Raw genomic sequence first — 13,262 nt, forward strand, 5'->3', positions numbered from 1 at the left:
GTCATGACCACGCCCCGCTTCCGCATCGACGCATCGGCGCAGCTCGTCCCCGAGGACCGACTCGCGCCCTCGCCGCTCGCGGGCCGCTCGGGGACGTATGCGCTGATGGCGACAGCGCCCGACCTGCTGGTGTTCTCGCGGACGCCCGCGGAGGGTGGCTCCATTCCTCTGCCTCGCGTGGTGCTGTCGGGCGACGCGGGCGGGTTCCCGCTGTCGGACCTCATCGCCTTCCTCAGCCAGTCCCGTTGGACGGGCGTCGTGCGCGTGCACGCCCCGGGCGGTGAGCGCTCCGTCACCCTCCGCGATGGCGAGGTGCGGGGCGCGTCCTCCGACGACCCCGCGGACCGCCTGGGCGAGGTGCTGGTGCGGATGGGCTACGTGGAGCGGCCCCAGGTGGAGTCCACCCTGCGCGAGCACCCGCCGTCCAAGGTGGGCCGCGCGCTGGTGGAGAAGGGCCTGCTCAAGTCGCACGACCTCTTCAAGTGCGTCACCCACCAGGTGAGTGAGATCTTCCACGCCATCGTCCTGTGCCGGGAGGGGAACTTCTTCCTCATCGACCAGCCGGTGGAGGACAAGTCGGGTCACATCATCCAGCTCTCCACGCAGAGCCTGCTGATGGACAGCATCCGGAAGATCGACGAGATGGCGCACTTCCGGAAGCGCATCCCCCACGGCCGGTTGTACGTGACGCGCAAGCGCCCCTCCGACGGCAAGTTGGAGGAGGACGAGGACCGGGTGCTCGGCCTGCTCGACGGGCGGCGCACGCTGCTCGAGCTGGGGCACGCGGCCCGGCTGTCCGAGTTCGACGTCACCAAGGTCGTCTTCCGGTTGCTGGAGGGAGGCTTCGCGGCGGTGACGGACAAGCCGCTGATGGTGCCGGCCCCCGGCGTTCCGACGCCGATTCCGCAGCCGCCCGAGCGCACGGCCTCGGCGACGCCGCAGGCCCGGCCGGCCGCGCGCCCCGTGGCGGTGGTGGATCCGCGCCCGGTGGCCCGCGTCTTCAACTTCATCTACCGGGAGATTCGCGACGAGGTGGCCAAGCAGGGCATGGACCGCGAGTTCATCGCCGCCGCCAACGCCGCGCTCTCCGGGCAGGGGCTCACGTCGTCTCCGGTGCTGGAGGGGCTCGCTTTCGTCCCGGATGGCAGCCTGCCGGAGAACAAGCTCATCGAGAGCTTCGAGCGCCACCGGGCGCAGTTGGGCAGCGAGCCGCTGGCCACCTTCCGGCAGGCGCTCAGCGACATGATGTTCTTCCTACTCTTCCAGGCCGGTGAGTTGCTGGAGTCACGCGCGGACGAGGATTTGGCCCGGCGCGTGAAGGAACTGCTGGCCACGCTCGAGGCACCGTGACGGATTCTGGATGGCCGCGCCTGACGGCGGAGGTGCCCGGTTGTGGGGGCGCCTTCAAGCTGGTGCCGGAGGATTTCGAAGTCGAGGAGCTGCCCGCGTACCTTCCTTCCGGGGAAGGGGAGCATCTCTACCTCTGGGTGGAGAAGCGGGGCCGCGATACGCGCGAGCTGGTGCGCGCGCTGGCCGCGTCGCTGGGCGTCTCCGAGGATGACATCGGCGTCGCGGGGATGAAGGACCGGCAGGCCATCACCCGGCAGCTCGTGTCCGTGCCCGCGCGCGCCGAGCCGAAGGTGGCGGACTTCGCCCTCGACGGTGTCCAGGTGCTCTGGACGAAGCGCCACGGCAACAAGCTCCGCACGGGCCATCTGCGTGGCAATCGCTTCCGCCTGCGGCTGCGGGGCGTGAAGGACGTGGGTGCGGCGCGGGAGAGCTTCTCCCGGCTGGTGGCGCAGGGCGTGCCGAACTACTTCGGCGAGCAGCGCTTCGGCCGCGCGGGCGACAACGCGGACCTGGGCCGGTTGTTGGTGCTGGGCCAGCGGCTGCCGAAGCGGCCGGACCGGTTCCAGCGCAAGTTGTTCCTGTCCGCCTTTCAGTCGCGCATGTTCAACCGCGCGTTGGCGGAGCGGTTGACCGCGGGCACGCTGGCCACCGCGCTGCTCGGGGACGTGCTGCGGAAGGAAGAAACGGGCGGCCTGTTCGTGTGCGAGGCGCCGGACGTGGACGGCCCGCGCGTGGCGGCGTTCGAGGTGAGCCCGGCGGGGCCCCTGTTCGGGCCGAAGATGACCGCCTCCGCGGGAGCCGTGGCGGAGGCCGAGGCTCGGCTCTTGTCGGAAGAGGGCGTCACGCCGGACGACTTCAAGCGCGGGGGCGGGGAGACGGAAGGCAGCCGTCGGCCCTACCGTGTTCGTCTAGGCGCCGCCGAGCTGACGCCGGAGACGAGGTCAGAGGGCGAGGACCTCTGGCTGACGTTTGAGCTGCCTCGGGGCGCGTACGCCACCGAGGTCCTCCACGAGTTGCTCAAGGACGGTTGAGCCGACGAGGCGGCGGAGGCTGCCTTGGGTGAAGGCATGCCGGCCACGTCTCGCCGCGCGGGCGCCGGCGGCGAATCTGCATCAAGGACGGTTGCGCTGGCGAGGCGGCGGAGGTCGCCCGTTGGTGAGGGCCTACCAACCCAGTTGCGTGGCCCGTAGCGCGGGCGACCGTTTTCCCGGAACGGAACCGCTTCCTCCGGCAGGGTGCTCCGGACGTGCCACGCGGCGCGGCTGCCGAGCGAACCGCGCCTCCAAAATGGAGACGCCTCCGCGGGCAGGTGGCCCGGGAGGCGTCTTTCATCGTGCCCCGGCCTGTGCGGCCGGGGCGGCCCTGGGGACTACTCCGGGACCTTGAAGTCGGTCCGGCGGTTCATGGCGCGGCCCGTCTTGGTGCTGTTCGGCGCGATGGGCTGCGTCTCACCGTAGCCCACGGCCAGGAGGCGGGCCGGGTCGATGCCGCGGCGGATGAGCTGCGCCATCACCGCGTCCGCGCGGCGCTGCGACAGCCGCATGTTGGCGGCGTCATTGCCCATCGAGTCCGTGTGGCCCTCGATGCGGATGCGCTTGAGCCACGGCGCGTCGCGCAGGGCCTGCGCCACATCGTCGAGCACCGCGGTGCTCTGCTTGCCGTAGATCTTGTGCGAACCGGAGCTGAAGAGGATCTGCTTCTTGATCTCGATCCGGTCGCGCTTGATGACGACCATCTTGTACTGCTTGGGGCAGCCGCGCTCTTCCTGGACGCCGGGCTCTTCGGGGCACGCGTCCAGCCGGTCCACGATGCCGTCACCGTCGGTGTCCTTGTCCGGGCAGCCGCCGTTCTCGGCCGGGCCGGCCTCGTTCGGGCACTTGTCCTGCACGTCCGGCACGCCGTCCGCGTCGTTGTCGAGGTCCGGGCAGCCGTCCTCGTCCTGGAAGCCGTCCATGTCCTCCGGCTCGTCCGGGCACTTGTCGTCCACGTCGAGGATGCCGTCACCGTCCCTGTCGACGATGGGGCAGCCCATGTTCTGCATGGGGCCGGCCTCGTTCGGGCACTTGTCCGCCGTGTCGATGATGCCGTCGCCGTCGTTGTCGAGGTCCGGGCAGCCGTCCTCGTCCTGGAAGCCGTCGAAGTCCTCGGCCTGGTCGGGGCACTTGTCCAGATGGTCGGGGATGCCGTCGCCGTCACGGTCCTTGGGCGCTTCCGCGGGGCAGCCCTGGTTCTCCGGCACGCCCGGGGTGAGCGGGCACTTGTCGTTCACGTCCAGGATGCCGTCGCCGTCGTTGTCCGGGTCGGGGCAGCCGTCCTCGTCCTGGAAGCCGTCGAAGTCCTCGGCCTGGTCGGGGCAGGGGTCATCCTTGTCCAGGATGCCGTCGCCGTCGCTGTCCGTCTCCTCGATGCTGACGACGATTTGGGGCTGCTGGGGCTGTTGCGGCTGGGGCTGCTGCGCCTCCGGCCTGTCACGGACCAGCACCTGGCGCGGGCCGCAGTTCCTGGACAGCTCCAGGGCGCGGGTCACCGCGGCGTCCGCGGTGCGCGCGTGCGTGTCCGCACGGCCGCTGTTGCCCTGGCTCAGCTCGCCCCGGGCGAAGTCGAGGTGGGCCTCCGCGGTGGCCAGCTCCACGGGGGCGCAGCGCAGGGCGCCGCTGCGGCGCGCGCGCTCCACGTTGGCCGAGAGCACCTCCGTGTCCGCGCGAATCTTGCTGCCGCTGACACAGGAGAAGGTGAGGAAGAGGGGAAGCAGCGCGACTAGGGAAGGACGCGTCATCGGGAAGCGCTCGGGCGTCACGGGTTCGGAGTGCGGCCGCCGGGCTCGGTGCCGCCAGCCACGGCCATGGCCTTCTCACGGGCCTCGTTGGCGTAGCGCGAGGCCTTCACGGCGAAGTCCACGCCCGCCTGGTAGTCGGAGTACCCCACCTCCTCGCGCGCCTTGGTGATGTACAGGTTGGCGGCCGTCCACTCGTAGGGCGCGAGCTGCTCCGCCCCGGCGGTACGCGCGGCCTGGATCTGCACTTCGGCGTCGAGGATGTTCGCGGTGGACTTCACGGGACCGCACGCGGTGAGCGCTCCCGACACCGCCACCAACGCCATCAGCTTCTTCATAGGGTGGCGCCTCTGGAGAGGAGTGAAACCTGGCGGTCGTATCAATCGCCTCCTGGAGGGTCAAGAATCGGGCATCCGTGCTGACCGGGGGGCCGGGCGGGTGGCGGGACTTTGACGGGCGCCGCCGCCCTTGCCATCGTCCGGTCCCCGTGCACCCGTCCGCCCGCCTCGTCCTCGTATTGTCGCTGCTCCTCCCCTGGGTCGCCCTGTCCGGGCCGGGGGCCGCCGCCAAGCGGGGCTCCCGCCGCGCCGAGACGGAGGCCGTCGTCCAGGCCGTGGCGGAAGGCGGCGCCGTTCCCCCCGCCATCTCCCGCCTGCGCTTCTTGCGCGAGGAGGCCTTCGCGGCCCGGGAAATCACCACCACCCTGAGCACGGTCCATGAGGAGCGCCTGCGCCGCAACCTCACCGCCGTGCTCGCCGGCCTGGGGACGCGCGCCGCCGAGCCCACCCTGGCGCGGCTCGCGTCCGACGAGGACAGCGCGGTCCGGATGTATGCCGCGCAGGGACTGGCGAAGCTCAACAGCCGGCTGACGCAGGTGATGATCCCGCTGCTGGAGGACAAGAGCAGCGGCGTGCGCCGCGAGGCCGCGAGGGCCCTGGGGGCCTCCCGCAACGCGAAGATGGGGCCGCTCCTGGTGAAGGCGGCCAAGGCGGAGAAGGAGCTGGAGGTGCGCGCCGCCATGCTCTCCGCCGTGGGAGACACCGGCGACGCCAAGCAGGGCGCGGCCCTGAAGGAGTTCCTCGCGAGCGATTCGGAGAGCACCCGCTTCGCCGCGGCGAAGGGCCTGTGCCGCCTGGGCTCGCCCGACGGGTTCGCCTTCGCGGGCAAGCTGCTCGGCTCGGAGGACCGCTTCGTGCGCCGCCAGGGCCTGGAGCTGTACGAGGGCGTCAGCGCCAAGAAGGCCGCGCCCGCCCTCAAGCCGCTCCTGGAGGACAAGGACCGCGCGCTGGCCGCCAGCGCCGCCCGCATCCTCCACGACGGCGGCGACGCGTCCATGCTGGAGTGGCTGGTGCTGGCGTCGTGGAACGCGAAGTCCGACGAGAAGCTCGCCTACGAGCGCGAGCTGGAGACGCTCCAGCTCCGAGACGACCGGCGCAAGGCCATCCTCCGCAAGGCGGGTGTCGCGCAATGAGCCTGGGTGCGGTCCTGGCCGCGGCGCTGTTGTCCCAGGCGCCCGTGGCCCCCAGTCCCGCGGCCGAGGCGGATGCCCGCCCTGGCGCGGAGGCCGTGCTCGAGTCCCCGGCCGCCTCCGCGCAGGTGGCCACCGCCCGTCCGGTGAAGCCCAACGGTTGGGTGGGGCTCACCGCGCAGGAGCGCGCGGCGCTGGTGGCCGAGGACGCGGAAGCGCCGCTCGCCAGCCGGCTGCTGCGCATGAGCGAGCGCTTCATCAACACGCCCTACGTCCTGTCTCCGCTGGGAGAGGGCCACGGCGTGGACCCTGATCCGACGTTCCGGCTGGACGCGGTGGACTGCCTCACCTTCGTGGAGCAGTCGATGGCGCTGAGCCTGGCTCGCAGCGAGGCGGACGTGGCGCCGCTCTTGGAGCGCATCCGCTATGCGAGCGCGCCCACCTATGAGGACCGCAATCACCTCATGGAGGCGCAGTGGCTGCCCAACAACATCCGCAAGGGCTTCCTGACGGACGTGACGCAGCGTCATGCGGGCGGGGACGCGGTGGTGGTGACGAAGTCGCTCACCCGCCACACTTGGCAGTCGCGTTCGTCACAGGCGCTGGGGCTCCCCAAGGCGCAGCAGGTGGTGGGCACGTACTCGCTCAACATGCTGCCGCTGGAGCGGGTGATGGCGCACGCGAGCGACATCCCCTCGGGCACCATCCTGGTGGTGATGCGCGAGGACCTGCCGCTGAAGGCCACCCGCATCACCCACCTGGGCTTCGTGGTGCAGCGCAAGAAGCGCACGTACCTGCGCCATGCGTCGCGCGGTGGCTACAACCGCGTGGTGGACGAGGACCTGGAGACGTTCCTCGCCCGCAACGCGCGTTACTCGAAGTGGAAGGTGACGGGCGTCAGCCTCTTCGCGCCCCGCCAGCCCGACGCGGCCAGCGGCGGCACGGTGTCACGCTCCGCTCCCTAGCCGGCCGTGTCCTCCGCTCAGAGGCTGGGCGGCGACGCGGCGGGGGCCTCGGTCTCCCGCTCCTCCGCCTCCGCGGCCGCGGCGGCTTCATCGTTGGTGGCCAGCTCCCGCAGGCGCTCCTGTTCGATGAGCGTGGCCGCGCGCATCTGCTGCTCGGCCGGGACGTGGATTTCCCACCAGGGCAGCACGTTGCCCGTGGTCAGCTTGTCCACCACGCCCGAGCGGCCCGCGCGCACCAGCACGGGGATGTTCTCGTCCTGGAGGAGCTGGGCGTAGACCTCCGCGGTGAAGGGGTCGTCCGCCGAGCCGGCCCGGACGAAGACGCGCGTGTCCAGCTCGTGAGGGAGTGGCAGCCCCCGGGCGCGCATCTCCTCCGCGCTCACGAGAGGCGGATTGCCTGGACAGTCCGCGCATTCGACGACGCTGTCCTGATATTCGGAGCCGCACCTGGCACAGTATCTCATTGCCGTCCCTCCTACCCGTGGGTGTCTGGAGGGAAAGAGTAGGTCTGGCTCGCGCGGACGGCACCGGGGGCCCGTCACTTCGTTCAATGCCGGGCTTCTTCGCCCAGCCTGCCCAGCGCCGCGCTGAGGCGCTCCACGTCGATGGGCTTGCGCAGCACCACGTCACAGTGTTCGGAGCCCTGCACTTGGGTGTACCCGGACACGAGGATGACGCGGGCGCGTGGCTCCCGTTCCTTCACCTTCTGCGCGAGTTCGGTGCCATTCATGCCCGGGAGGGATTCGTCCGTCACCACCACGTCGGGGTGCTCGGCCTCGAAGGCTTTCAGGCCGGCCACGCCGTCCGTGGCGGTGCGCACGTCGAATTCCGGCTCGAGCAGCTCCGCCAGCAGCTCCCGGCTGTCCCCGTCATCCTCGACCAGCAAGACCTTGATTCGCTCACCCATGCCTGGGGGGAACCTCGTGGTGCGGCCAATTCGTCCGGCACGTTCGCGAGCCCTTGCTGGCTCTCTCGTCAGGGGAGCAAGGGAGCAGGGTGGGGCGGGCAATGAAGTGCGGGGGACGGCTCACCACCAAGCGTCAGGCTGCCCATCATTGGGTTCGGAGGAAATGCCATGAAGGTGTTGCTGCGTGGAGTGCACCTGGACCTGTCGGATGCTCTCAAGTCGTATGTCGACGAACACCTGGTGCGCCATATCGAACGGTTCGCGGATGACGAGGCGGCGGAAATCGACATCTCCCTGGTGGACACCAACGGCCCGAAGGGCGGCGTAGACAAGGAATGCAGGGTGACGGTGCGGATGCCCGGGCTTTCCGCGGTGCACGTGACGGAGTCGTCGGAATCCCTGTATCCGGCCATCGACGCGACGCGTGATCGCCTGGAAAGGAGCATCAAGCGGCTGCTGGACAAGCGTCGCGACGTGCATACCAACGGCCTGCCCCAGGACGTGGCGGCCGACGTGCCCACCTACTGAGCGCGCTCGCGCGCTCCTCAAGGCGGAAAAATGAGCCCGGCCTCCCAGGTCGTACCCCTGGCGGCCGGGCTCGTCATGTCCAGTGCCCGAATCTTGCTGGGGCCGAACGGTGAACGCTATAAGCGGAACCCTTCAACCTCGGGCTAAAAGGACGGCGATGGTCCGCCTCAAGTTCCTCGTCTTCGCATTCCTGGTCATCGGACTGGGCGTTGTTCACCTGCCGATGCTGTCGGGACCGCTGCGCGAGCGCGCTGTCGCCGGAGCGTCGGCCCAGGCCTCCGCGGGCGCCGCCGAGGTGGCGCGCCGTGTGGAGACTCGCCGTGCCGAAGTGCAGTCTCTCGCGCTGAAACTCGCGGCGATGCCGGAAGTGGTGTCGGCCGCGCTGCCGCCGCCGTCGGAGCAGCCCGCGCCTCGCAATCAGCGTGAGCGTGAGCGCGCCGAGGCGGATGCCGCCGCCGCTCGCGTCTTCACCGCCGAGCGCTTCGCCGCTGTTCGCGGCGCGGTCGAAGCCGTGATTCCCAAGGAGCTCAAGGGCGCCGTGGTGGCCGTGGCCGCCCAGGACGCGCAGTTCCACGCCGTCGCGGGGGCCGAGCCGTCCTCCGACGCCGCGAAGCTGGACGTGGTGGGTCTCATCAAGTCCGGCGCCAGCGTGGCGGAGGCCTTTGGCGCGCCGCACGCGTTCGCCGCCGTGCCCCTGTCGTGGTCCGCCGGTGCGCCGGCGGTGACGCTGGTGGTGGGCGCGCCGGTGCTGGACGAGGGCGCGCTGGACGCCGCGGTCCAGGCGTCGGGCGTGGCCGCGCTCGCGCTGGTGAAGGGTGACGCGCTGGCGGGCGTCGCCGGCCCGCAGAAGCTGCTGGCCGAAGGGTCGCTGTCGAAGGTGGCCGCCGACGCCTCTGGCGTGGTGCTGAGCACCGGCAAGTTCCAGGAGCTGGGCCCGGTCGCGCTGCCCGTCTTCACCCAAGGCGATGCCATGGGCGGCCAGGCGCCGCTGATGGTGGGCTCGCGCCGCGCGCTGACCGGTACGCCGCTGGAGGTGCTCGCCATCGCCAGCACGCAGCCGGTGCTGGGCGCGCTGGCGGCGTACCAGCAGAACGCCCTGTTCGCCCTGGCGGGCCTGCTGGGCTTCAGCCTGCTGTGGACGCTGATGATGGGTTCGGGCCGCAAGGCTGGGGCCGAGGAAGAGTCCAGCGGCAGCTCCGACACCCTGAGCCTGTCGGCCGCCATGGCCGCCGCGCCCACGCCGGTCGCGACGCAGCCTCCCGCGCCCGCCGCGGAGCCTGCTCCGGCGGCCGACCCGTTCGCCTTCGCCCCTCCGCCCGCGGCCCCCGCGCCCGGCGCGGACCCGTTCGCCTTCGCTCCTCCGGCCCAGGCGCCGTTGCCCGCCGCTCCGGCCGCGGACCCGTTCGCCTTCGCGCCGCCGCCCGCGGCCCCCGCGCCGGATGCGTTCGCCTTCGCCCCGCCCGCGCCCGCCGCACCCACGGCGGATCCGTTCGCGATGCAGGCGCCGCCCCCGGCCGGAGATCCGTTCGCGATGTCGCCCCCGGCCCAGGCGCCGGTGGGGGACCCGTTCGCCTTCGCCCCGCCGCCCGCGGCCCCCGCGGATCCGTTCGCCTTCGCGCCCCCGGCTCCTCAGCCGCCCGCCGCCACGCCCTTTGGTTCGGCCGAGGCCTTCCCGTTCCCCGCGCCGCCGCAGCAGCCCCCCGCGCAGGCGGCGATGCCGTTCGACGCCTCCTCCGAGGGGTTCGGCGGCGGCCCCGAGCCGTTGTCTCCCGCGTCTCCGCGCCGTGGCGCCTTCGCCTTCGAGGACCAGCCCACGGCGGCGTACTCGCTGCAGCAGGCCGCGGACCCCTTCGCGCTGGCGGCATCACAGGCGGCGCCGGACAGCCCGGAGACGACGCGCGTGGCCGCGATTCCGCGCGAGCTGCTCCAGGCCAGCGCCCGGCCGCCGACGTCGGACGCCATCCCCATGCCCGCGCCGCGTCCCGCTGGCGCGCAGGCCGCGATTCCGCTGCCGGGCCTGGGCAACTCCGCGGTGGCCCTCACCGACGAGCAGCACTTCCAGGACGTCTTCCGCGAGTTCGTCTCCACGCGTGAGCGGTGCGGCGAGGCGGCGGACGGCCTGACGTACGACAAGTTCGTGCAGAAGCTGCGCAAGAACAAGGAGCAGCTCGTCCAGAAGTACGCGTGCAAGACGGTGCGCTTCCAGGTCTACGTGAAGGAAGGCAAGGCGGCTCTCAAGGCCACGCCCGTCAAGGACTGAGCGGCTTCCGGCCGCGATGCCGCATTCCGAAGGCCCGGGGTCTCCCAGGAGACTCCGGGCCTTTTCACGTCGTGCGTCCCGGGCTGGCGTCCTGACAGGCGGTTATAGAGCGCCGCGGAGGCCGCACATGAACAACGCCGTCTATCTGGGCATCGCCATCGTGGCCGAGGTCATCGCGACCTCGGCGCTCAAGAGCTCGAACGGCTTCACGCGCCTGGGGCCGTCCATCCTCGTGGTGGTGGGCTATGGCGTGGCCTTCTTCTGCCTGTCCTTCGCGCTCCGGACCATTCCCACGGGCATCGCGTACGCCATCTGGTCCGGGGCGGGCATCGTCCTGGTGTCCGGCGTGGCGTGGGTGTTCCAGGGGCAGCGCCTGGACGCCGCCGCGCTCGCGGGCATCGGCCTCATCCTGGCGGGCGTGCTCGTCATCAACATCTTCTCCAAGTCGTCGGCCCATTGAATGGGGTTATGATATTGATTTTGGTTATCAATATCGACATTGGACTGGGGCGACCTGAAGGAGGCGGAAGATGCAGACGCGCTACGTGCCCAACCTCACGGGAATCCCCGAGACGATGCTCTGGACGTTGCACAACCGGGCAGGGGAGGCGAAGCGTCCGGACGGCATCCTCAAGGACGCGGAGGTGGTGCGCATCTACGAGGCCATCGACTACGACTTCCGAAAGTCGTTTGGCCGCGCGGAGCCGTCGCACGCGGTCCGCGCGGTGGAGACGGACCGCATCCTCCGCGCGTGGTTGGCCACGCATCCGGATGGCTTCGTGGTGTCGCTGGGGGATGGGCTGGAGACGCAGGCCCAGCGGCTGGACAACGGCCAGCTTCGCTGGCTGAGCGTGGACCTGCCGGAGGCGGTGGCCATCCGGGAGCGATTCCTGACGCCGAGCGAGCGGCTGCGGCACTTCCCAGTGAGCGCCCTGGACCGTGCGTGGATGGAGCAGGTGGACGCCAGCAAGGGCGTGTTCATCATCGCCCAGGGCCTGTTCATGTACTTCGAGGAGGACGCGGTCCGTCAGCTCCTCGTGGACATCGCCGAGCGCTTCCCTGGCGCCGAGCTCCTCTTCGACACGATTCCCCGGTGGTTCTCACAGCGGACGCTCAAGGGGCTGCACCGCACGCGGGCGTACCAGGTGCCGCCGATGCCCTGGGGCATCAACCGCGACGAGGTGGAGGCGACCTTGAAGCGGTGGGAGCCGCGCATCAGCCGCGTGACGCTCCATCCCTTCACCTTCCCGCGCGGGGTTCACCGCTACAGCTACAACCTGATCAACCACGTGCCCTGGGTGAAGGAGCGCCTGCCCTCGCTGGTCCACGCCCACTTCTCGCGGACCGAGGCCTGATTCAGCGCGCGCGCGGCAGCACCAGGCTGAAGCGCGCGCCGTGGCCGGGCTCGCCGCCCACCTCGAGCTTGCCGCCATGCTCCTGGAGGATGCGCGCGGCGATGGCGAGCCCCAGGCCCGTGCCGCCGTCCTTGGTGGTGAAGTAGGGCTCGAAGACGCGAGCCCGGTGTTCCGGGGGGATGCCGGGGCCGCTGTCCTCGACCTCGACGACGGCGTCCGCGTCCGTGGAGCGCACGCGCACGCGCAGGGTGCCTCCGGTGGTGGCCATGGCCTCCTCGGCGTTCTTCACCAGGTTCACCAGCACCTGGGTGAGCTGGTCCCGGTCCGCGTTGGCCACCACGCCCGTCTGGAGCGTGGGACGTATCTGGATGCCGGGCGGCGGCGTGGCGTACAGCGACAGCACGCTCTGCGCCAGCTCGCCCAGGTCCACCGGCGCGAGCTGCGGCTTGGGCATCCGCGCGAAGTGGCTGAACTCGTCGACGATGCGCCGCAGCCGGTCCACCTCTTCGAGCACCACGCCCGCGCTCTCCTTGAACATGTCCGGGAAGCGCGGGTGCTTCGCCTCCTGCGCGGCCTGGAGCGTCTCCAGCGACATGCGGATGGGCGTCAGCGGGTTCTTGATTTCGTGCGCCAGGCGCCGCGCCACTTCCTGCCACGCGGCGATGCGCTCGCTGGCCATCAGTCGCTCGGTGGTGGCCTTCAGCTCGGACGTCATGTGATTGAAGGTCCGGACCAGCTCGCCCACCTCGCCGCTGGCCTCCACGGTGACTTGTGACTCCAGCGCGCCCTCCGCCACGCGCCGGGCGCCTCGGGTGAGGGCCTCCACCGGCCGCGTCATCCACCGGGACACCAGCACGCCCAGCAGCACCGCGAAGGCGCCGCCCAGCGCCGCCAGCAGGAGGAAGGCGCGCATGACGCCCTGTTCGGCGTCGCGCGCGGCGGCGCGGCTGAAGACGAGCTGCACCGTGCCCTCCTCACCCAATGGCAGCGACTTCGTCACCGTCGGCGGCTCGGCGTTGCCAGCGCGGGCCAGCGCGGTGTCGCCCGCCAGCAGCGTCACCTGCGTCTGCGTGAGACGCGCCAGGTGCTGCGCCAGGCTTTCATCCAGCAGCACGCCGCCCACGGCCCACAGCCGCAGGTCGCCGAAGTCCACGGGCCGGGCGGTGACGAGCGCGGGGAGCTGGCGCAGGCCGGACGCGGTGCGGACCTCCACGCGCACCGGCACGGGGTGGGATGACTTCTCCCGGGTGACGGCGAACAGGGCCGGGTCCGGGTCTCCACGCCGCGCGGGGAGGTGGCCGGAGGAGAGCACCGTGCCGTGGCGGTCGAAGAGCGTCAGCACGCTCAGGCCGCGCGTCTTCATCAAGCCCTCGGCGGTGCCCGCCTGGATGGCGCGGGTGGGCCGCTCACGGGCCTCGCGCGCCAGGTCCTCCATGATGGTGCTTTCCACCAGCTCCTCCACCGCGCGACGGGCGGTGGCGCTGCTTCGCTCCAAGGATTCCTGCGCGGAGGCGGTGGCGGCCTCCATGCGCGCGTCCAGCTCGCGCGACAACGTGTCGCGCAAGCGGGTGAGGGTGGGGGGGACGACCACCGCGAGCGGGACCAGGGCCAGCAACGCGAAGGCGAGCGCCAGCCGTGTCCTCAAGCGCATCGCGG

General features: G+C 71.2%; 13 protein-coding genes. 8 read left to right on the top strand and 5 right to left on the bottom strand.

Annotated elements, in window-relative coordinates:
- Nucleotides 1-3: 3 nt before the first annotated feature.
- Nucleotides 4-1,350, top strand: coding sequence for a DUF4388 domain-containing protein (locus A176_RS08130; protein ID WP_002640839.1), 1,347 nt, complete (start codon nt 4-6; stop codon nt 1,348-1,350).
- Complete coding sequence (truD, locus tag A176_RS08135) at nt 1,347-2,381, top strand: tRNA pseudouridine(13) synthase TruD (protein WP_002640838.1); 1,035 nt, start codon at nt 1,347-1,349, stop codon at nt 2,379-2,381. The genes A176_RS08130 and truD overlap by 4 nt, the downstream gene beginning before the upstream one ends.
- Before the next feature lie 338 nt (nt 2,382-2,719).
- On the opposite strand, the gene A176_RS08140 is transcribed toward truD, so the two are convergent.
- Complete coding sequence (locus A176_RS08140) at nt 2,720-4,126, bottom strand: OmpA family protein (protein ID WP_044891123.1); 1,407 nt, start codon at nt 4,124-4,126, stop codon at nt 2,720-2,722.
- Nucleotides 4,127-4,143: 17 nt separating this feature from the next.
- Entirely contained in the window at nt 4,144-4,461 is a 318-nt protein-coding gene (locus A176_RS08145; protein ID WP_002640836.1) for a DUF4398 domain-containing protein, read from the bottom strand.
- Nucleotides 4,462-4,538: 77 nt separating this feature from the next.
- On the opposite strand from A176_RS08145, the gene A176_RS08150 reads away from it, so the two are divergent.
- Nucleotides 4,539-5,594: a HEAT repeat domain-containing protein gene (locus A176_RS08150; protein ID WP_044891110.1), complete on the top strand. Its 1,056-nt coding sequence runs from the start codon at nt 4,539-4,541 to the stop codon at nt 5,592-5,594.
- Nucleotides 5,591-6,556, top strand: coding sequence for an N-acetylmuramoyl-L-alanine amidase-like domain-containing protein (locus A176_RS08155; protein ID WP_002640834.1), 966 nt, complete (start codon nt 5,591-5,593; stop codon nt 6,554-6,556). Before A176_RS08150 ends, A176_RS08155 begins: the two co-directional genes overlap by 4 nt.
- A gap of 17 nt (nt 6,557-6,573) precedes the next feature.
- On the opposite strand, the gene A176_RS08160 is transcribed toward A176_RS08155, so the two are convergent.
- Both A176_RS08160 and A176_RS08165 read right to left on the bottom strand, forming a co-directional pair.
- Complete coding sequence (locus tag A176_RS08160; protein WP_044891109.1) at nt 6,574-7,020, bottom strand: putative signal transducing protein; 447 nt, start codon at nt 7,018-7,020, stop codon at nt 6,574-6,576.
- 83 nt (nt 7,021-7,103) lie between these two features.
- Nucleotides 7,104-7,463 carry a response regulator gene (locus tag A176_RS08165; RefSeq protein WP_002640832.1) on the bottom strand — a complete coding sequence of 120 codons (360 nt, stop codon included), beginning with the start codon at nt 7,461-7,463 and terminating at the stop codon, nt 7,104-7,106.
- Between the two features lie 168 nt (nt 7,464-7,631).
- Here A176_RS08165 and hpf point away from each other — a divergent pair, with 168 nt between their 5' ends.
- From hpf to A176_RS08185, 4 genes are all read left to right on the top strand, one after another.
- Nucleotides 7,632-7,991, top strand: coding sequence for a ribosome hibernation-promoting factor, HPF/YfiA family (gene hpf / locus A176_RS08170; RefSeq protein WP_002640831.1), 360 nt, complete (start codon nt 7,632-7,634; stop codon nt 7,989-7,991).
- A gap of 157 nt (nt 7,992-8,148) precedes the next feature.
- Nucleotides 8,149-10,251 (top strand): MXAN_5187 family protein, encoded by a 2,103-nt coding sequence (locus A176_RS08175; protein ID WP_002640830.1) that lies wholly within the window; start codon nt 8,149-8,151, stop codon nt 10,249-10,251.
- A 127-nt stretch (nt 10,252-10,378) separates the two neighbouring features.
- Entirely contained in the window at nt 10,379-10,711 is a 333-nt protein-coding gene (locus tag A176_RS08180) for an SMR family transporter (RefSeq protein WP_002640829.1), read from the top strand.
- Between the two features lie 70 nt (nt 10,712-10,781).
- Nucleotides 10,782-11,606: a class I SAM-dependent methyltransferase gene (locus A176_RS08185; RefSeq protein ID WP_002640828.1), complete on the top strand. Its 825-nt coding sequence runs from the start codon at nt 10,782-10,784 to the stop codon at nt 11,604-11,606.
- Between the two features lies 1 nt (nt 11,607).
- On the opposite strand, the gene A176_RS08190 is transcribed toward A176_RS08185, so the two are convergent.
- Nucleotides 11,608-13,257, bottom strand: a complete 1,650-nt coding sequence (locus A176_RS08190) for a sensor histidine kinase (RefSeq protein WP_002640827.1) — start codon at nt 13,255-13,257, stop codon at nt 11,608-11,610.
- Nucleotides 13,258-13,262: the final 5 nt, after the last annotated feature.

The organism is Myxococcus hansupus, from assembly GCF_000280925.3.
Taxonomy (GTDB): Bacteria; Myxococcota; Myxococcia; order Myxococcales; family Myxococcaceae; genus Myxococcus; species Myxococcus hansupus.